Below are 16,793 nucleotides of genomic sequence, written 5' to 3'. Positions count from 1 at the left end.
GGCCAGCGCCAACGAGAACAGGCAGACGAAGCCGACGCCATCGCAGGCTGCGGGCCAGCACGGCATGAACCTCGCGACGACAGCCGCGATGTGGCCGACGCCGCAGACCGACAGCTTTCGCAGCCGGGGCGGAGATCGGAAGCACGAGAAGGGTCTGGACGGCATGGCGCGGGACTGGCCGACGCCGATGGCAACCGACGGGAACAAACCGAGCGCGGGCAATCGCAAGACAGCCGATCTGACCTATGCCAGTCAGATGTGGATGACGCCGACGGCGCGGGATCACAAGGACGGGGCGACGACGCTGGCGAACACACCGGTGAACGGTCTACTTGGCCGCCAGGTCCTGGTGACGCCGATGGCTGGGAGCGATACCTCCGAGCCGCGCCGGACCTTGAACCCGCTGTTCGTCGAGGCGCTGATGGGCTGGCCCACCGGGTGGACCGGCTTCGGCTCTGTGGCAACGGTGTGGTCCCCCTGGTTGCAGCGCACGCGCTGCGAACTTTGGCAGCTGAGTTGCTGGCCGATGGATGAGGCTGCGGCATGAAGCAATCCCGCCTCATGTCGCTGGTCGAGTCCGTCGCCAACGTGGTCGTCGGCTACGGCGTCGCCGTCGTCACGCAGATCCTGATCTTCCCGGTCTTCGGGCTGCACACGACGCTGGCGCAGAACCTGAAGATGGGCGCCATCTTCACCGTGGTGAGCATCGCACGATCCTTCGCCCTGCGCCGGGTGTTTGAGGCGATCCGGATGCGGAGCGCCAAATGATCGACCGCCGCCCCGGAGGGACGGCGGCCATCAACTTTTCGGGGTCCGGTGCGTCAGGCGGCGGGGAGTCTGTACACGCGCCCGCGCCCCTCGACCTTTTCGGAGGTGACCTCGAGCCCGAGCTTCTTCTTCAGCGCCCCGGACATGGCGCCGCGCACCGTGTGCGACTGCCAGCCCGTTTGGGCGACGATCTCGTCGATGGTCGCGCCGCCCTCTGCGCGGAGCATCTCGATCAGGGTCTCCTGCTTGGTGCCCTTCCGGCGCTGGACCGGGGCGGTTGGCGTCTCAGCCGGCGGCGTGTCGTCCTGCTCGTCCGTGATCCCGAGGGTGCTGTAGGCCAGAGGGGTGGCGCGCAGCGTGATCGGGCCGCGCTCCTCGTCGTGCCGCCAGACCGTGTTGAGGTCCGTGGCGCCGATTTCCTCGATCAGGCCCTGCTTCAGAAGGCTCTTGCAGACGTTGCCGACGGCGCCGCCCTTGAGGCTGGCGGTGACGGGAAAGACCGCCCCGTCCTCGCGCGCGCAGGCGGTGGACAGGATGACGGCTTGGGCGTCGGAAAGCTGAATCTGGGTCATGGGGTCGTCTCCTTGCTCGAGGCCCGCGTCATGCGGCGCCTTCTACGACCCCGAGCCGCGCAGGGCGCGCGGCGGGAGTTCCGGCGGTGCCGGAGATCAGCGGGCGTGCTCGCCCTCGCCGAAGGCGCTGTCGGTGATGCGCTTCAGGAGGCTGGCGTAGTGTTCGAGGGTGCCGACCATGGCCCAGCCCGCCTCGTCGGGGTGGCAGTTGAAATGGTCGTCGCTGAGCGCCTGCAGGCGGGCGAGCATCTCGTCGATTTCGGCCTTCTTGCCGATGAAGGCGGCGAGTGCGGCCTCCTTGTTCCGGCGCGCCTTCTCGGCGCGGAGTTCGTGGCGGGGGGGGGTGATCGGGTTCAGGCGCGTGGTCATCGTGGTGGCTCCGTGGTGAGTTGCATCGTCCTTCTGAACGGACGTTCGCTCTCTCCGGTGCGCTTATCAACTCGATAAGCACATGATCTTGAATGATAATCGGAGCCGTCGATGCAGGGCATGAGCGAGCGCCAGTACGCCGCCCATGTCGGGCTGTCGCGGGGCGCGATCCAGAAGGCGAAGGCCGCTGAGCGGCTGGTCCTCTATCCCGACGGCAGCATCAACGCGGCGGCCAGCGACGCCCGGCGTGCCGAGACGACGGACCCGTCGAAGACGAGAAAGGCGCCAGCGCCGAAGCTGAAGCCTGTCCCCGAGGCGGCGGTGGCCGCTGTCGGCGACACGCTGCGCGAACAGGGTCTGGCGGTCCCGGCCGTTGGCGGCGGCACGACCTTCCTGCAGGCGAAGACCGCGAACGAGGTGCTGAAGGCGCAGGAGCGGCGCATCCGTTTGCAGAAGCTGAAGGGAGAGTTGATCGAGCGGGCCCGCGCGCTGGCGTTGGTGTTCCGGCTGGCGCGGGAGGAACGGGACGCATGGGTGAACTGGCCCGCGCGCGCGGCGGCGCTGATGGCGGCCGAGCTCTCGGGCTCATCCAGCGACGCGACGGGCCAGCAGATCACCGTGGAGCCAGCCGCGATGCAGAAGGTGCTGGAAAAACATGTACGCGCCCACCTCGACGAACTCGCCGAGGTCCGGCCCAACTTCCGGTGAAGATGACGCGCTGACGGATTTCGACGGTGCGGGCGAGATCCTGCGCGCCTGGGGCAACGGGCTGCGGCCCGACCCGGACCTGACCGTCTCGGAATGGGCGGACCGGCACCGGATGCTCTCGGGCCGCGCCTCGGCCGAACCCGGGCGGTATCGCACGGTGCGCACGCCCTACATGCGCGAGATCATGGACCGGCTGAGCCCCGGCGATCCCACGCAGCGGATCGTGTTCATGAAGGCCGCGCAGGTCGGCGCGACCGAGGCCGGTAACAACTGGATCGGCTTCGCCATCCACCAGGCGCCCGGCCCGATGCTTGCGGTCCAGCCGACGGTGGAACTGGCGAAGCGGAACTCGCGCCAGCGGATCGACCCGCTGATCGACGAAAGCCCGGAGTTGCGGGAGCGGGTCAAACCGGCCCGGTCCCGCGACGCGGGCAACACGATGCTGTCCAAGGAGTTCGCGGGCGGCATCCTGATCATGACCGGCGCGAACTCGGCGGTCGGGCTGCGCTCCACCCCGGCGCGCTACATCTTCCTCGACGAGGTCGATGCGTATCCCGCGTCCGCCGACGAGGAAGGCGATCCGGTCACGCTGGCGGATGCGCGGTCGCTGACCTTCGCGCACCGGCGCAAGGTGTTCCTGGTCTCGACGCCCACGATCCGGGGGCTGTCGCGCATCGAGCGCGAGTACGAGGCGTCCGACCAGCGCCGGTTCTTCGTGCCGTGCCCGCATTGCGGCGCGATGCAGTGGCTGAAGTTCGACCGGCTGCGCTGGCAGAAGGGCCGCCCCGAGACGGCGGAGTATCACTGCGAGGGCTGCGACAAGGCCATCGCGGAGCATCACAAGACGGCGATGCTGGAGGGTGGCGAATGGCGGGCGACCGCCACGGCCGCCGATCCGACCACGGTCGGGTATCACCTCTCGGCGCTCTATTCGCCGATCGGCTGGCTGAGCTGGGAGCGGATCGTGCGGGCATGGGACGCGGCACAGGGGTCGGACGAGGCAATCAAGGCGTTCCGCAACACGATCCTCGGCGAGACATGGGTCGAGACCGGCGAAGCGCCGGACTGGCAGCGGCTCTACGACCGGCGCGAGCGCTGGACATCCGGCACGGTGCCAGCGGGCGGGTTGTTCCTGACCGCCGGGGCCGACGTCCAGAAGGACCGGATCGAGGTCGATGTCTGGGCCTGGGGGCGCGGACTTGAGTCTTGGCTCGTCGATCACGTCGTGATCGAGGGCGGGCCGGATCGGCACGACGCATGGTCCGAGCTTACGGCGCTGCTGGACAAAAGCTGGCCGCACGAACGCGGCGCGCATCTCAGGATCGCGCGGCTCGCCATCGACACCGGCTACGAGGCCCCGGCGGTCTATTCCTGGTCGCGGGCGCAAGGCTTCGCGCAGGTGTCGCCGGTGAAGGGCGTCGAAGGCTTCAACCGCTCGAGCCCGGTGTCGGGGCCGACCTTCGTCGACGCGACCGAGGGTGGCAAACGCCTGCGGCGCGGCGCCCGGCTCTGGACCGTGGCGGTGTCGACCTTCAAGGCCGAGACCTACCGCTTCCTGCGGCTGGCGCGCCCGACCGAGGAGGAGATGGCCGACGGTGCCGCGTTCCCGCCCGGCTCGGTGCATCTGCCGCATTGGGTCGAGAACGAATGGCTCAAGCAGTTCGTGGCCGAGCAGCTGGTGACGGTGCGCACGAAACGCGGCTTCGCTCGGCTGGAATGGCAGAAGCTGCGCGAGCGCAACGAGGCGCTGGATTGCCGGGTCTACGCCCGCGCCGCCGCCTGGATCGCGGGCGCGGATCGCTGGCCCGACGAGAAATGGCGCGACCTCGATGATCAGCTCGGGGCCGCCCCAACCGACACCGATCCCGCCGGGCAGATCAACCGGCCGGGACAGGCCCCGCAGGGCAAGCGCCGCTCCGACTGGCTCGGGCGGCGCGGAGGATGGTTCTGAAGATGACCGACTGGACGGAAACCGAGCTCTCGGCGCTGCGTCGGGCCTATGCCAGCGGCACGACCCGGGTGAGCTATGACGGCAAGTCGGTGGACTACGGATCGGCCGAGGATCTCCTCGCCCGCATCCGGACCATCGAGCGCGCCATCGCGGGGACCACGCGGCCGCTGCCGGTTGCCGGGCTTGCGGGCTTCTCGCGCGGGGATCGGTGATGTCGGCGAACTGGTTCGACCACGCCATCGCCACGGTGGCGCCGCGCATGGCGGCCCGCCGCGTGATGGCGCGGCAGGCCTTCGAGACCCTGACGCGCGGTTACGACGGGGCCGCGCGCGGGCGTCGCACCGAGGGCTGGCGCGCGCCCGGATCCTCCGCCGACACCGAAATCGGCGTCGCCGGGGCCCTCTTGCGCGACCGGATGCGGGATCTCGTGCGCAACAACCCGCATGCCGCCAAGGCCGTGGCGGTGCTGGTCAACAACATCATCGGCGCAGGCATCATGCCGCGCGCCGCGAGCGGCGACGACAAGCTCGACCGGAAGGTCGACGCGCTGTTCGAACGCTGGACGGCGGAGTGCGACGCCGACGGTCAGCTCGACTTCTACGGCCTGCAGACGCTCATCTGCCGCGAGATGGTCGAGGCGGGCGAGGTTCTGGTGCGACGCCGTCTGCGGCGGGCGAGCGACGGACTGCCCGTGCCGCTGCAATTGCAGGTGCTGGAGGCCGACTTCCTCGACGCCACCAAGTCCGGCGCCCTCGGCGCTGGTCGGCTGGTGCAGGGAATCGAGTTCGATCCGGTGGGCAAGCGCCGGGCCTACTGGCTCCACGCCGAGCATCCGGGCGATGCCTACGGGGCCTTGCAGAACGGGCTGCAGAGCCGACCGGTCCCGGCGACCGAGATCGCCCATGTCTACGAGAAGCAGCGCACGCAGGCGCGCGGCGTTCCCTGGGGGGCGCCGGTGATCCGCTCTCTGCGCGATCTCGACGATTACGAGGTGGCCGAGCTGGTCCGCAAGAAGACCGAGGCCTGCGTCACCGCCATCGTCTTCGGCGACGACGAGGCGCAACAGGGCATCGCGCCCTCGGTGGTCGACGCCGACGGCAACCGGGTGGAGCAGTTCGAGCCAGGGCTGATCGCCTATGCGCGGGGCGGCAAGGACATCCGGTTCAACCAGCCCTCGGCGACCGGGGGCTACGGCGAATACAAGCGCGCCAGCCTGCACACGATCTCGGCCGGGTTCCGGGTGCCCTACGAGCTGCTGACCGGGGACCTGTCCCAGGTGAACTATTCCTCGATCCGCGCGGGGCTCGTCGAGTTCCGCCGCCAGATTGACGCCGTGCAGTGGCAACTCTTCATTCCGATGTTCTGCGCCCCTGTCTGGCGGTGGTTCACGGAAGCGGCATGGGCCGCGGGTCAGATCCCGTCGCCGACCGTGCCGGTGGAATGGTCGCCGCCGAAATTCGAGGCGGTCGATCCGCAGAAGGATGCGATGGCGAACCTGCTGTCGATCCGCTCCGGCACCATGACGTTGGCCGAGGTGATCGCGCGGCAGGGACGCAACCCGGACGCCGTGCTGGCCGAGATCGCTGCCACCAACGCCAAGCTCGACGCGCTGGGGTTGGTGCTCGACAGCGACCCGCGGCGCGTCACCAAGACCGGCAGCGCGCAGACCAGCGATCCGGCCTCCGATCCGGATGCAGACGAACCGGCCGATGACCCCTCCGCCGATGCGGAAACCGACCCGGCACAGGCCGACCAACAGGACTGACCTTCATGGACACGATGATCGAACTGCCGGCCATGCGCCGGTCGGCGGAGCTTGCGCCGAACACGGCCGATGCCGACAGCCGCACCGTCGAGGTGGTCTGGTCGGCAGGCGCGCGCGTCCGCCGCGCGACCTTTTTCGGCGAGCCCTATGACGAGGAACTGAGCCTCGATCCGGCCCATGTTCGGCTCGACCGGCTGAACGCGGGCGCGCCCTTCCTGAAGGTGCATGAGCTTGACACGCTCGATGCAGTGATCGGCTCGGTCGTGCCGGGCTCGGCGCGGATCGAGAACGGACGCGGCATCGCGCTCGTGCGGATCAGCGAGCGCGCCGATGTCGAACCGATCTGGCGCGACATTCAGGCCGGGCACATCCGCGCGGTCTCCATCGGCTATCAGGTCCACCGCTTCGAGGTCTCGAAACCCGAGGCCGCCCGCGAACTCTGGCGCGCGGTGGACTGGACGCCCTTCGAGGTTTCCGCCGTCGCCGTCGGCGCCGACCCCGCCGCGGGCTTCCGCGCCCAGCATCCCCTTCACGACTGCGTCCTTCACCGCCGGGACGCCCCCACACTGCAAGGAGCATCCCCGATGACGGACAAGACCCAGACCCCGGCGCGCGACGCCGCAACTCCCGCCACCACCCAGCCGACCGAGCCGGTCGAAACCGAGGACACCCCCATGACCGAGCCGAAACCGGCTGCGCCCGACCCGAAGGTCGCCGGAGTCGAAACCCGCAGCCAGCCGAAGCTTCAGAATACCGATGCCCCCGCTGCGCCCGACACCGAAGCGGTTGCCACCCGCGCCCGCGAGGCCGAGCGCGACCGCGTCTCCACCATCTACGGCCTGGCCGGGCGGCTGAACCTCGAGCGCGGCTTCGCCGAGGATCTGGTGAAACGCGGCGTCAGCGTCGACGAGTCCCGCCGCCTGATCCTCGATCAGGTCGCCGCGAAATCCGACGAGACCCGGACCTTCAGCCATGTCTCCGTCCCGCTCGGCGGTCGGGACGAACACATCACCCGCCGCGACGCGGTGGCGAACGCGCTGCTGCACCGCTACAGCCCGACGCTGTTCCAGCTGGAGGACGCCGCGCGCCAGTACCGCGGCATGACGCTGCTGGAACTGGCCCGCGAAAGCCTCGGCAATGCCGGGGTGAACACGCGCGGCCTGTCGCGCGACGAGGTGGCGACGCGGGCCCTGCACTCGACCTCGGACTTCCCCGAGATCCTGTCGGCAGTCACCAACAAGACCCTGCGTCAGGCCTACGAGGCCTATCCCCGCACCTTCATGCTGTTCTGCCGCCAGGTGCTGGCCACCGACTTCAAGGCGATGCACCGGGTGCAGCTGGGCGAGGCCCCTCAGCTTCTGGAAGTCGGCGAGAGCGGCGAGTTCAAGCGCGGGACGCTCGGCGAGAGCAAGGAGAGCTACAAGGTCAAGACCTATGGCCGGGTGGTCGCGATCACCCGCCAGACGCTGATCAACGACGATCTCGACGCCTTCACCCGGATCCCGGCGATGTACGGCAACTCCATCGCACAGCTGGAATCGGACGTGGTCTGGGGGATCATCACCGCCAACCCGGCCATGGCCGACGGCAACGCGCTGTTCCACACCACCCACAAGAACCTCGCGGGCACCGGGGCGGCGCTTGATGTCAGCAGCGTGGGCGCGGCGCGCGCGGCGATGTCCAAGCAGACCGGCCTCGACAAGAAGACGGTGCTGAATGTCCGCCCGGCCTTCCTGATCGTGCCCGCCTCGCTGGAACTGAAGGCCGAGCAGCTGGTCGCGCAGAACCTCGTGCCCGCCGCGACGTCCAGCGTGGTGCCGCAGTCGATCCGCACGCTGGCGCCGATCAGCGAGCCCCGGCTCGACGCCGCCAGCGAGACCGCCTGGTATCTGGCGGCCAGCCCGAACCAGATCGACACCATCGAGTACGCCTATCTCGAGGGCCAGCAGGGCGCCTACATCGAGACCCGCAACGGCTTCGACGTCGACGGGGTCGAGATCAAGTGCCGCCTCGACTTCGGCGCCAAGGCCATCGACTGGCGCGGCCTCTACAAGAACCCGGGCGCGTAACCCGCATCCATCCTGAACCCTGACATGCGGGCGGTCCAATCGGGCCGCCCTTCGTCTTTCCACAAGGATCCTCCCCATGAAAAACTACGTCCAGCCCGGCAACACCATCACCCTGACCGCGCCCTACGCCGTCGCCTCAGGCGATGGCCTGCTCGTCGGCTCCATCTTCGGTGTTGCGGCAGGCATGGCCGCCCTCGGCGAACCCGTCGAGACCGCGCTCACCGGCGTGTTCGACATCACTAAGGTCGGCTCGCAGGCTTGGACCGTCGGCGCCAAGGTCTATTGGGACGACACTAACAAGCGCTCCACGACGGTCGCGACCGACAACACGCTCGTCGGCGTGGCCACCGAGGCGGTGGCGAGCGGCGCCGGCGACACCATCGGCCGGGTCCGCCTGAACGCGACGTTCTGATGAGCGCCTTCGCCGCCGCGCTCAGTGCGCTCTTCGCCGATCCGAACATCGGCCGGGACGCGGTCTACATCGCCGATGGCGGCGCGCCGGTGCTGGTGCGCGTCGTCGCCCGGCGCGCGGATGTCGTCTCCGACTTCGGTGACGCGCGGCTCTGGTCCGAGACCACCCGGATCGACCTGCGCGTGGCCGAGGTGGCGAACCCGCGTCCCGGCGACCGCATCGAGATCGACGGGGATGCCTTCCTCATCCAGGGCGAGCCCGTTCGCGACCGCAAGCGGCTCGTCTGGACCGTCGACCTGAGGCCCACGTGAAACTGAGGCTGAACCTCGATCCCGACATCGTGGCGATGATGCAGGCCGAGATCGCGGCGGGCGAACGGGCCGTCACCGCAGCCATGCGCGAGGCCGGGAGCGGGCTGAAGTCGGCGTGGCGGTTGCAGATCACCGGCGCGGGGCTCGGTACTCGGCTGGCCAACTCGATCCGGAGCCAGAACTTCCCGAGATCTGGCGAGAGCCTGGACGCCGCCGCGCTCGTCTGGTCCCAGGCCCCGGTAATCGTCGGAGCACATGACACCGGCCCGCTGATCCGGTCGAAGGACGGGTTCTGGCTCGCAATCCCGCTACCCGCGGCGGGCAAGTCCCTGCGCGGCGGCCGGATCACCCCTGGCGAATGGGAACGGCGACGCGGCCTGCGCCTGCGCTTCGTCTATCGTCGCACCGGACCGAGCCTGCTGGTGGCGGAGGGACGGCTGAACACGAAGGGCCAGGCGGTCGTGTCGCGCTCGAAGACCGGACGCGGCAAGGTCACCGCGCCGATTTTCCTGCTGGTGCCGCAGGTCAAGCTGCCGAAGCGGCTGGACTTGGCGCGGGATGCAGACCGGGCATTGGACAGCGTGCCGGGGTTGATCGTCGCAAATTGGATGGAGGCGCGTTGAAGTTCGCCCGGCGCACGAGCGTCAACGCCGCTGACATCATGTAAGCAGCAGATTGGTTTGCCCCGGTACCTCACCAAGGTGCCTCCGCAGAATCGGCTGCAATGCGGCGCGGGACGGAATAAACGACTCGTTGTAGTCGAAGTCGTGCCAATCAATGTCAGCCCGCGCGCCAAGCCGATCTTGGTGCATCTTGTCTCGCACCTCTTTGACCCTGCGGACATTTGCATCAAGTTGCGCTGCGCCGGTTGGGTCGAACTCACGGCAAAGTGCTGCAATCCAGTCGTTCGTGTTGACGCGAGCGCCTGTGGCGCCGTCGTCCCCAATTCCTGCAAGGTGATGGACCGATCCAAGACCTTCGCAGATCGAAAACACCCCAACGCTGAACTCGAAGTTCATGATTTGGAAGTAGGGCTCGAAAAGCACTGATCTGCCGGATACCCGTTCCCCATGCGGAACGATAAGTCCAGCCTTCATCTCAAGGCCGACCATGATGTGTTTCAGGTTAGATTTCAGCCTTCTCCTGACATCTGGATGAATGCCGGCCGGAATTGCCCTGATCAGCCAAGGAAGCCAATCCGCGGATGTCGAAAGTGCATGAAAGCCAGGGGGATTGGCTGGATAAAGATCAAGGTAGAACACTTTGAGACCCCTCACTGATCTATTGGATCACGGTCCTGACGAATACACGACTATGAATGATGCTCACCAGCCCCCGGCCGAGTAGAAGATGCCCACCCCACGCGAAACCATCCTCTCCGCGCTGCACACGCGGCTCTCGGCGCTGCCAGCGACCGCCCTCCGCGGTGAGGTGCTGCCCGAGCGCGTCCCGGCCGAGGGGCTGCTTATCTTGCGCGATGGCGAGCCGGGGGAGCCGGAGGTCACACTGTCGCCGCTGCGCTACCACTACCAGCACCGCGCCGAGATCGAGGCGGTCGTCCAGGGTGCCGCCCGTGACGCCGCCTTCGACACGCTGATCGCCAGCGTCGGCGCGACGCTCGCCGCCGACCGCACGCTGGGCGGGCTCTGCGACTGGGTCGAGGCGGAAGCGCCGCGCCCCGTGGACCTGCCGGTAGAGGGCGCGGCCAGCCTGAAGGCCGCCGTGATCCCGGTGGTGCTGCACTATTCCACGGCCGACCCGCTGGCCTGACCCCGACAACCCGAGGAGAACACCATGGCACGAGCCCAGGGGGCGCGGGCGCTGATGGCGCTTGCGTTCGAAACGACCTACGGAACGCCGCCCGCCAGCGGCTTCACCCGCATGCCCTTCGCCAGCACTTCGCTCGGAGCCGAGCAGCCGCTGCTGAACTCGGAGCTCTTGGGCTACGGCCGCGATCCGCTGGCACCGATCAAGGACGCGGTAACCGCCGACGGCGATGTCGTCGTGCCGCTTGACGCCGAGGCCTTCGGTTTCTGGCTGAAGGCCGCGTTCGGGCCGCCTGCAACGACAGGCACGGCTCCGGGGCCGTTCACGCATGAGTTCCAGTCGGGCGCCTGGACGCTGCCGAGCCTTTCCATCGAGACCGGCATGCCCGAGGTGCCGCGCTTTGCCATATATTCCGGCTGCGTGCTCGACCAGCTGACCTGGCAGATGCAGCGCTCAGGTCTGCTCACGGCCACCGCGCGGCTAGTGGCGCAGGGCGAGACGGTGGACACCACGACCAGCGCTGGTACCCCAGCTGCGCTGGAGCTGAAGCGGTTCGGCCATTTCAACGGCTCAATCACGCGGAACGGGATGGCGCTCGGTAACGTGGTCTCGGCCGATATCACCTATGCCAACAACCTCGACCGGATCGAGACCATCCGCAGCGATGGCCGGATCGACGGTGCAGACCCGTCCATCGCAGCGCTGACCGGCTCCATCGAGGTCCGTTTCGCCGACAGCACGTTGGTAAGTCAGGCGATCAACGGCGATCCGTGCGAACTCGAGTTCGGCTACGCGCTGCCCTCGGGCGAGAGCTTCACCTTCACCGTACACGCCGTCTACCTGCCGCGCCCGCGGATCGAGATTTCCGGACCGCAGGGGGTGCAGGCCACCTTCGACTGGCAGGCCGCCCGCGACAGCAGCGTGGGACGGATGTGTACGGCGACCCTGATCAACGACATCGAGGTGTACTGAGCATGCTCACACTCGACCTGACGAACGCGCCGCGCTGGCATGACCTGGCCCCCGGCGTCCGGGTGCAGCTCCGCCCGCTGACGACGGCGCTGATGGTGGCGACGCGCAGCGACCCGGTAGTGGAGGCGGTCCCCGAGGAGGCCTCCGACGAGGAACGCGCGGTCGCCTTCGCCAAGGCACTGGCCCGCCGCGCGGTGCTCGCCTGGGAGGGCATTGGCAACGCGGACGGCACCCCCATCCAACCCAGCCCGGAGGCCATCGACGCGTTGCTCGACGTCTGGCCGATCTTCGAAGCCTTCCAGTTGACCTACGTCTCCAAGGGTCTGCTGCTGGAACAGGAAAAAAACGCCTCCGCGCTCTCGCCGACTGGTCTTTCGGCGGGGGCGAGCGGTACTGCGACGCCTGCGCGCAAGCGTGCGAGGACTGCCCAGGCCGCGCGAACCGGCCGCTGACGCATGAAGGCTGGCAGGTCTGGGATCTCGTCGGCCGTCTCGGCGGACAGCTGCGCATCCTTCCCGGGTCCGTCGTCGGATGGGATCTGACTGCAGCGCTCGCCCTTGGCGACGCGCTTGGCGTGCCGCCCGCCGCCGCGGGCGAACTGCTCCCCGTCATCGAAGCGGTGATGGTGGCAAAGCTCAACGAACAGATGGAACGCCCCGATGGCTGAGAAGCGTGTATCCGTCCGCCTCGCCGCCGTCGGCGGGCGACAGGTCCGCGCCGAGCTGGAAGGCGTGGGCGAAGCCGGAGCGCGCGGCTTCGGGCGGCTCAGCCGCGAGATGGAAGCGGCGAACGCCCGGCTCGCCGGCTTCGCACGCCGGGTGCGCGTGGCGGCTGCAGCCGCTGTCGCTGCCGCCACCGCCGCGGGCGTCGCCATGGTCCGCTCCGGCCTGCAGACGATCGACGCACAGGCGAAGCTCGCGCAGTCGCTCGGGACCACGGTCGCCTCGATCCAAACGCTGGAGCGCGCCGGCGAACTGGCCGGCGTCTCGATGTCGGGGATCGAGCAGGCAACCAAGGATCTCACGCGGCGTCTGAGCCAGGCTGCAGCCGGCGGCGGCCCCGCGGCGCAAGCTCTGGAGCGGCTGGGGCTCTCGGCCTCCGACCTGTTGGCCCTGCCGCTCGACGAGCGCGTCGGCGCGATCAACGCGGCCATCGAGGAGTTCGTGCCGGTTGCCGAGCGCGCGGCGGTCGCGGGACAGCTTTTCGGCGAGGAAGGCTCCATCGCCATGTCGCGGATCGAGACGGCAACGCTGCGCCAGGCGACCGAGGACGTCCGTGCCTTCGGCGTCGTTGTCTCCGAACAGGACGCGGACCAGATCGAGCGAACGAACGACGCGATCTCGAGGTTGGGGCTCATCTGGCGCGGGCTGTCGAACCAGTTGGCCGTCGCCGCGGCCCCGGCGCTTGAGGCGGTCGCCGATGCCTTGGCGTCCGTCGCAAGCCGCACCGGCCCGCTCGGCATCGCGATCCGAGGTCTCTTCGACAACATCGCTCGGCTGGCGACCTATGCCGCCACCTTCGCCGCCTTCCTGGCTGGCCGCTGGGTCGCGGGTCTTGCCGCTGCTGCACTCTCGGTGCGCGGTCTCGCGACGGCGCTGGTCGTCCTGCGCGGCGCGGTGATCCGGACCGGCATCGGCGCGCTCATCGTCGGCGCGGGAGAACTCATCTACCAGTTTACGCGCCTCGTCTCGGGCGCGGGCGGGTTCGGCAACGCGATGGCGCTCCTTGGGGATCTCGCCAGCGAGGTCTGGGACCGGATCGGCATGGGCGCTGCGAGCGCCGGAGCCTCGGCCATGGCGGCTTTCGCCGACATCCAGGCCTCCGCGGCGTCCGCCATGCAGGGCGCGCTCGAGGCCGTGGTCGGATTCGCGAATGCCGCCGTGAACAGCTTCAAAGGCGCGTTCGAGGCGATCAGGGCCGTCTGGGGTCTGCTCCCCGCCGCCATCGGCGATCTGGCGTTCCAGGCTGCCAACAGCTTGATCGAGGGCGTCGAGGCGATGCTGAATGGCGTCGTCACCCGGATCAACGGCTTCATCGAGGGCGTGAATGCCGGGCTGGAAGCGCTCGGCGTCGAGCGCCGGATCGGGGTCATCGCCGACCTCGATCTCGGCCGCCTCGAGAACCGCTTCGCCGGTGCGGCCACCGAGGCCGCCACGGCCGCGCGCGATGCCTTCGCCTCGGCTTTCGCCGACAACCCGCTCGCCGTTCCCGATCTCGGACTGACGGCTGCTGCCAGCGAAGCCGCCGCCTCGGCCGAAGCCTGGCGTCAGACCGCCGCCACACTGGCCGACGGCGCGCTCCAGCCGCTTGCCGCGTTCGACGCCCTGCGTGCCGCCGTCAGCAGCACGGGCACGGAGGCAGAGACGGCGCTCGATGGCGCGACGATCGCTGCCGAGCGCTTCGATGCCGCGCTGTCCGGTGAGGACGGGGCGGGACCGGCCGCCGCGCTCGACGAGACCGCCGAGGCCGCGGGGCGCGCGGGCGGCGCCATGCAGAGTGCGGCCGATGTCGCGCGCCAATCCTGGGATGCGGCCCGCGCGGCCGTGGAACGGACGCAGGAGATCGCGAAGGGACTGGCGGAAGACATCACGGGTCCGATCAAGGAGGCGCTGAAGTCGGGCGAGCTCAGCTGGCAGACCTTCGCTGGCGCCGTGGCGGGGATCGCGCGCAATCTCGCGAGCAGGCTCATCGATCAGGCCTTCAAGCCGATCGAGGACGCGCTCTTCCGTGCCTTCTCCGGCGCGGGGACCGGCGGCGGTGGTGGTCTTTTCGGCTGGATCGGGAGCGCCATCGGCGGGCTCTTCGGCATTGGTGGCTTTGCCAAGGGCGGGGCTTTCGCGCAGGCCGGAGAGATCACGGCCTTCGCCCGGGGTGGCGTGGTCAACCGGCCGACAGTGTTTCCCTTCGCGCGGGGGATCGGGCTCATGGGCGAGGCCGGACCGGAGGCGATCCTGCCCCTTCGCCGTGGCCCGGGCGGGCGGCTCGGCGTCGAGGCGAACAGCGGTGGTCCGGCGCCCCAGCCCGCGACCCGCATCGTCAACGTGCTCGATCCCGCCATCGTCGGGGACTATCTCGCGACGCCTGCGGGCGAGCGGCTCATCGTCAACGTGATCCGCCGCAACCGGGGAGGCCTCGATGCCTGAGCGGCTCTGGCCCTTCCCGGCGCAGAGGCCGGTCACGGAAGTGCTCGAGTGGTCGACCGACGTCCTGGTGACCGAGGCCGCAGAACAGCGCATCGCGCTTCGCACGGGTCCACGGTCCACGCTGGCCTTGTCGCATCTTCTCGATGCAACGGGGCTCGCCGAGGCCACCGAACTTGGCCGGGCAGGGCCGCTCGACGACTGGGCCCTGCCGCTCTGGCATCTGGCACGCCCTGCGACGGCACCGGTCGACGCGGCGAACCTCACGGTCTTCATCGACACGACCGATGGCGCTTTCGACGGCGCGGCGCAGGCCATCATCGCTAGCAATGGTGGCAGGGCGCATCTGATCGAGATTGCCGCCGTGTGGCCCGACCGGCTGGAGCTTGCTGCTGCCGCTGGCGTTAGTCTGGTGCGCGCCATCGTAGCACCGGTCGGCAGTGCCTTCCTCGCACGGCCCGTCGAGATCGACCGCCGCCGTCAGGGCCTCGGCACGGTCACGGCGAGCTTCACGCTCCGGACCAGCGACGGTAGTGCTGCTGCCAGCCCCTATCCCCAGCACCAAGGGCTGGACGTACTGACCGATCCGGCCGTCCTGCGCCAGACGCTCGCAGAGACGCTCGGCCAGACCGTCGAAGCCATCGACAACGGCTTCGGGCCGATCACTCTCGAGCCCATCCTCACCCATGTCCAACGGCGATCGACCATCACGCTGATCGACCGCGGCACAGCGCGGTTGACCCGCCGGCGCTGGCTTCTCTCGCTGCGCGGTCGACAACGTGCCTTCTGGCTGCCGAGCTGGGGCCTGGAACTGGTTCTGCAGGCGGCGGTCACGTCCGGCGCGACCTCCATCATCGTCGCACCGCTCGCCGATCCCTCTGTCTGGGTCGGCCGACACCTGATGATCGATCACCCGACCGGGCCGGTCTTCCGCGAGATCACCGCCGCCGCCTGGGATGCGCTCGGGATCCGGCTCTCCATCGCCGCCCCCGGCAAGAGCATCGCCCTCGATACACCCATTCACCTGCTGGTGAAGGTCCGCTCGGATGCCGACCGGATCGAACTCACGCATGGGCCGAACCGGACCGAACTGTCGCTGCCGCTGATCGAGACCCCCTCATGACCTACGATCTCGCCGAGACCTCGACCGCAGAGGGGCGGCCGTATTTCCTCTACCTCTTCGCGGAGGGGGGCAGCGTCTGGCACTTCACCAGCCGCGCGAGCGCCTGGTCCTCGCCCGCGGGCGCCATCAGCGACGAGACCGCGGATCTCGTCTGGGAGTCCTCGGCGGTCAGCCACGGTTCCGTCGTCCAGAGCAGCGATCCGCGTCGGGTGGATCTCTCGGTGACCTTCCCGCTCTCCGATCCGTTCGCCCGTCGCTATCTCGGACCCAGGGGCCGGTCGGTCACGACCCTCACCATCTACCGCGGTCACGAGCAAGTCCCGGCCGAGGTGGTCGCGCACTGGAAGGGACGCATCGTCTCGGCGCGCGTCGAGGGACGGCGGATCACGCTGCGCGCGGAATCGCTTTTCACCTCGATGCGGCGGGAAGGCGTGCGGGCGAAGTACCAGCGGCTCTGCCGCCACGCGCTCTATTCCCGCGGCTGCCGCCTCGACATCGAGACCTTCTACGTGGGCGGAACCGCCACCGCGCGCTCGGGCCTCGAGATCACCGTCTCCGAGGCCGCGCTCCTGCCGGACGGCTGGTTCCGTGGCGGCGTCCTGCGCCACGCGGGGCTTCTCGGGTTCATCACCGGCCATGTCGGCGACCGGCTGACGCTCGCGGGACGAATGCCCGAGCTTGAGACAGCGATCGACGATCTGGAGACGGTCGCCGTCATCGACATGGCGCCCGGCTGCGATCTCCGCCGCGACAGCTGCGCCGCCAAGTTCGGCAATCTCCTGAACTTCGGGGGCTTCCCCGACATCCCCGGCCGCAATCCCTTCGGCGGCACCAGTATCGTCTGATCCTCCCGAACATCCCGAGCC

Annotated in this window: 19 protein-coding genes; 16 read left to right on the top strand and 3 right to left on the bottom strand. The window is 69.1% G+C overall.

Going from position 1 to position 16,793, the window contains the following annotated elements; all coding sequences use genetic code 11:
• The first annotated feature begins 64 nt into the window (after positions 1-64).
• On the top strand, positions 65-547 hold the full coding sequence (locus tag OE856_RS10695) for a hypothetical protein (RefSeq protein WP_263716243.1): 483 nt from the start codon (positions 65-67) through the stop codon (positions 545-547).
• Positions 544-768 carry a hypothetical protein gene (locus OE856_RS10690; RefSeq protein ID WP_263716108.1) on the top strand — a complete coding sequence of 75 codons (225 nt, stop codon included), beginning with the start codon at positions 544-546 and terminating at the stop codon, positions 766-768. The genes OE856_RS10695 and OE856_RS10690 overlap by 4 nt, the downstream gene beginning before the upstream one ends.
• A 53-nt stretch (positions 769-821) precedes the next feature.
• On the opposite strand, the gene OE856_RS10685 is transcribed toward OE856_RS10690, so the two are convergent.
• A complete protein-coding gene (locus tag OE856_RS10685) occupies positions 822-1,340 on the bottom strand; it encodes a DUF3489 domain-containing protein (RefSeq protein ID WP_263716107.1) in 519 nt (172 codons plus the stop codon).
• Positions 1,341-1,436: 96 nt separating this feature from the next.
• Positions 1,437-1,709 (bottom strand): hypothetical protein, encoded by a 273-nt coding sequence (locus tag OE856_RS10680; protein ID WP_263716106.1) that lies wholly within the window; start codon positions 1,707-1,709, stop codon positions 1,437-1,439.
• A 111-nt stretch (positions 1,710-1,820) separates the two neighbouring features.
• Between OE856_RS10680 and OE856_RS10675 the strand changes: the two genes are divergently transcribed.
• The 8 genes from OE856_RS10675 (at position 1,821) to OE856_RS10640 (ending at position 9,548) form a co-directional block, all read left to right on the top strand.
• The gene (locus OE856_RS10675) at positions 1,821-2,417 is read left to right on the top strand and encodes a hypothetical protein (protein ID WP_263716105.1); all 597 of its coding nucleotides are present in this window, start codon (positions 1,821-1,823) and stop codon (positions 2,415-2,417) included.
• Positions 2,365-4,368: a phage terminase large subunit family protein gene (locus OE856_RS10670; protein WP_263716104.1), complete on the top strand. Its 2,004-nt coding sequence runs from the start codon at positions 2,365-2,367 to the stop codon at positions 4,366-4,368. The genes OE856_RS10675 and OE856_RS10670 overlap by 53 nt, the downstream gene beginning before the upstream one ends.
• Positions 4,369-4,370: 2 nt before the next feature.
• Entirely contained in the window at positions 4,371-4,580 is a 210-nt protein-coding gene (locus OE856_RS10665) for a phage head-tail joining protein (RefSeq protein WP_028030714.1), read from the top strand.
• Positions 4,580-6,133, top strand: coding sequence for a phage portal protein (locus tag OE856_RS10660; RefSeq protein ID WP_263716102.1), 1,554 nt, complete (start codon positions 4,580-4,582; stop codon positions 6,131-6,133). The genes OE856_RS10665 and OE856_RS10660 overlap by 1 nt, the downstream gene beginning before the upstream one ends.
• A gap of 5 nt (positions 6,134-6,138) precedes the next feature.
• A complete protein-coding gene (locus OE856_RS10655; RefSeq protein WP_263716101.1) occupies positions 6,139-8,202 on the top strand; it encodes a prohead protease/major capsid protein fusion protein in 2,064 nt (687 codons plus the stop codon).
• A 76-nt stretch (positions 8,203-8,278) separates the two neighbouring features.
• The gene (locus OE856_RS10650; protein WP_263716100.1) at positions 8,279-8,614 is read left to right on the top strand and encodes a DUF2190 family protein; all 336 of its coding nucleotides are present in this window, start codon (positions 8,279-8,281) and stop codon (positions 8,612-8,614) included.
• Positions 8,614-8,925 carry a hypothetical protein gene (locus tag OE856_RS10645; protein WP_263716099.1) on the top strand — a complete coding sequence of 104 codons (312 nt, stop codon included), beginning with the start codon at positions 8,614-8,616 and terminating at the stop codon, positions 8,923-8,925. Before OE856_RS10650 ends, OE856_RS10645 begins: the two co-directional genes overlap by 1 nt.
• Positions 8,922-9,548 (top strand): DUF6441 family protein, encoded by a 627-nt coding sequence (locus OE856_RS10640; RefSeq protein WP_263716098.1) that lies wholly within the window; start codon positions 8,922-8,924, stop codon positions 9,546-9,548. Before OE856_RS10645 ends, OE856_RS10640 begins: the two co-directional genes overlap by 4 nt.
• A gap of 36 nt (positions 9,549-9,584) precedes the next feature.
• Here OE856_RS10640 and OE856_RS10635 read toward each other — a convergent pair whose 3' ends face one another.
• Positions 9,585-10,187, bottom strand: a complete 603-nt coding sequence (locus tag OE856_RS10635; protein WP_263716097.1) for a hypothetical protein — start codon at positions 10,185-10,187, stop codon at positions 9,585-9,587.
• An 88-nt stretch (positions 10,188-10,275) separates the two neighbouring features.
• Here OE856_RS10635 and OE856_RS10630 point away from each other — a divergent pair, with 88 nt between their 5' ends.
• The 6 genes from OE856_RS10630 to OE856_RS10605 all read left to right on the top strand — a co-directional run bounded on the left by OE856_RS10630 (position 10,276) and on the right by OE856_RS10605 (position 16,772).
• Entirely contained in the window at positions 10,276-10,695 is a 420-nt protein-coding gene (locus OE856_RS10630; protein WP_263716096.1) for an acyl-CoA transferase, read from the top strand.
• A gap of 24 nt (positions 10,696-10,719) precedes the next feature.
• Positions 10,720-11,664 (top strand): phage tail tube protein, encoded by a 945-nt coding sequence (locus tag OE856_RS10625; RefSeq protein WP_263716095.1) that lies wholly within the window; start codon positions 10,720-10,722, stop codon positions 11,662-11,664.
• Positions 11,665-11,666: 2 nt separating this feature from the next.
• A complete protein-coding gene (locus OE856_RS10620; RefSeq protein ID WP_263716094.1) occupies positions 11,667-12,116 on the top strand; it encodes a hypothetical protein in 450 nt (149 codons plus the stop codon).
• A 207-nt stretch (positions 12,117-12,323) separates the two neighbouring features.
• Positions 12,324-14,807 carry a phage tail tape measure protein gene (locus OE856_RS10615; RefSeq protein ID WP_263716093.1) on the top strand — a complete coding sequence of 828 codons (2,484 nt, stop codon included), beginning with the start codon at positions 12,324-12,326 and terminating at the stop codon, positions 14,805-14,807.
• Positions 14,800-15,927, top strand: coding sequence for a hypothetical protein (locus OE856_RS10610; RefSeq protein ID WP_263716092.1), 1,128 nt, complete (start codon positions 14,800-14,802; stop codon positions 15,925-15,927). Before OE856_RS10615 ends, OE856_RS10610 begins: the two co-directional genes overlap by 8 nt.
• Complete coding sequence (locus OE856_RS10605; protein WP_263716091.1) at positions 15,924-16,772, top strand: DUF2163 domain-containing protein; 849 nt, start codon at positions 15,924-15,926, stop codon at positions 16,770-16,772. Before OE856_RS10610 ends, OE856_RS10605 begins: the two co-directional genes overlap by 4 nt.
• Positions 16,773-16,793 lie beyond the last annotated feature (21 nt).

Origin of the sequence: Actibacterium sp. XHP0104, assembly GCF_025751515.1 — a bacterium.
Classification (GTDB): Bacteria; Pseudomonadota; Alphaproteobacteria; order Rhodobacterales; family Rhodobacteraceae; genus Actibacterium_D.
Note: the sequence above shows the minus strand (reverse complement) of the source record. Positions and strands in the feature narration are given on the sequence as shown.

What these genes read in the sequence shown, in the direction of transcription:
- OE856_RS10695 (WP_263716243.1), top strand. Translation starts at nt 65, where the DNA reads ATGAACCTCGCGACGACAGCCGCGATGTGGCCGACGCCGCAGACCGAC.
- OE856_RS10690 (WP_263716108.1), top strand. Translation starts at nt 544, where the DNA reads ATGAAGCAATCCCGCCTCATGTCGCTGGTCGAGTCCGTCGCCAACGTG.
- OE856_RS10685 (WP_263716107.1), bottom strand. Translation starts at nt 1,340, where the DNA reads ATGACCCAGATTCAGCTTTCCGACGCCCAAGCCGTCATCCTGTCCACC.
- OE856_RS10680 (WP_263716106.1), bottom strand. Translation starts at nt 1,709, where the DNA reads ATGACCACGCGCCTGAACCCGATCACCCCCCCCCGCCACGAACTCCGC.
- OE856_RS10675 (WP_263716105.1), top strand. Translation starts at nt 1,821, where the DNA reads ATGCAGGGCATGAGCGAGCGCCAGTACGCCGCCCATGTCGGGCTGTCG.
- OE856_RS10670 (WP_263716104.1), top strand. Translation starts at nt 2,365, where the DNA reads ATGTACGCGCCCACCTCGACGAACTCGCCGAGGTCCGGCCCAACTTCC.
- OE856_RS10665 (WP_028030714.1), top strand. Translation starts at nt 4,371, where the DNA reads ATGACCGACTGGACGGAAACCGAGCTCTCGGCGCTGCGTCGGGCCTAT.
- OE856_RS10660 (WP_263716102.1), top strand. Translation starts at nt 4,580, where the DNA reads ATGTCGGCGAACTGGTTCGACCACGCCATCGCCACGGTGGCGCCGCGC.
- OE856_RS10655 (WP_263716101.1), top strand. Translation starts at nt 6,139, where the DNA reads ATGGACACGATGATCGAACTGCCGGCCATGCGCCGGTCGGCGGAGCTT.
- OE856_RS10650 (WP_263716100.1), top strand. Translation starts at nt 8,279, where the DNA reads ATGAAAAACTACGTCCAGCCCGGCAACACCATCACCCTGACCGCGCCC.
- OE856_RS10645 (WP_263716099.1), top strand. Translation starts at nt 8,614, where the DNA reads ATGAGCGCCTTCGCCGCCGCGCTCAGTGCGCTCTTCGCCGATCCGAAC.
- OE856_RS10630 (WP_263716096.1), top strand. Translation starts at nt 10,276, where the DNA reads ATGCCCACCCCACGCGAAACCATCCTCTCCGCGCTGCACACGCGGCTC.
- OE856_RS10625 (WP_263716095.1), top strand. Translation starts at nt 10,720, where the DNA reads ATGGCACGAGCCCAGGGGGCGCGGGCGCTGATGGCGCTTGCGTTCGAA.
- OE856_RS10620 (WP_263716094.1), top strand. Translation starts at nt 11,667, where the DNA reads ATGCTCACACTCGACCTGACGAACGCGCCGCGCTGGCATGACCTGGCC.
- OE856_RS10615 (WP_263716093.1), top strand. Translation starts at nt 12,324, where the DNA reads ATGGCTGAGAAGCGTGTATCCGTCCGCCTCGCCGCCGTCGGCGGGCGA.
- OE856_RS10610 (WP_263716092.1), top strand. Translation starts at nt 14,800, where the DNA reads ATGCCTGAGCGGCTCTGGCCCTTCCCGGCGCAGAGGCCGGTCACGGAA.
- OE856_RS10605 (WP_263716091.1), top strand. Translation starts at nt 15,924, where the DNA reads ATGACCTACGATCTCGCCGAGACCTCGACCGCAGAGGGGCGGCCGTAT.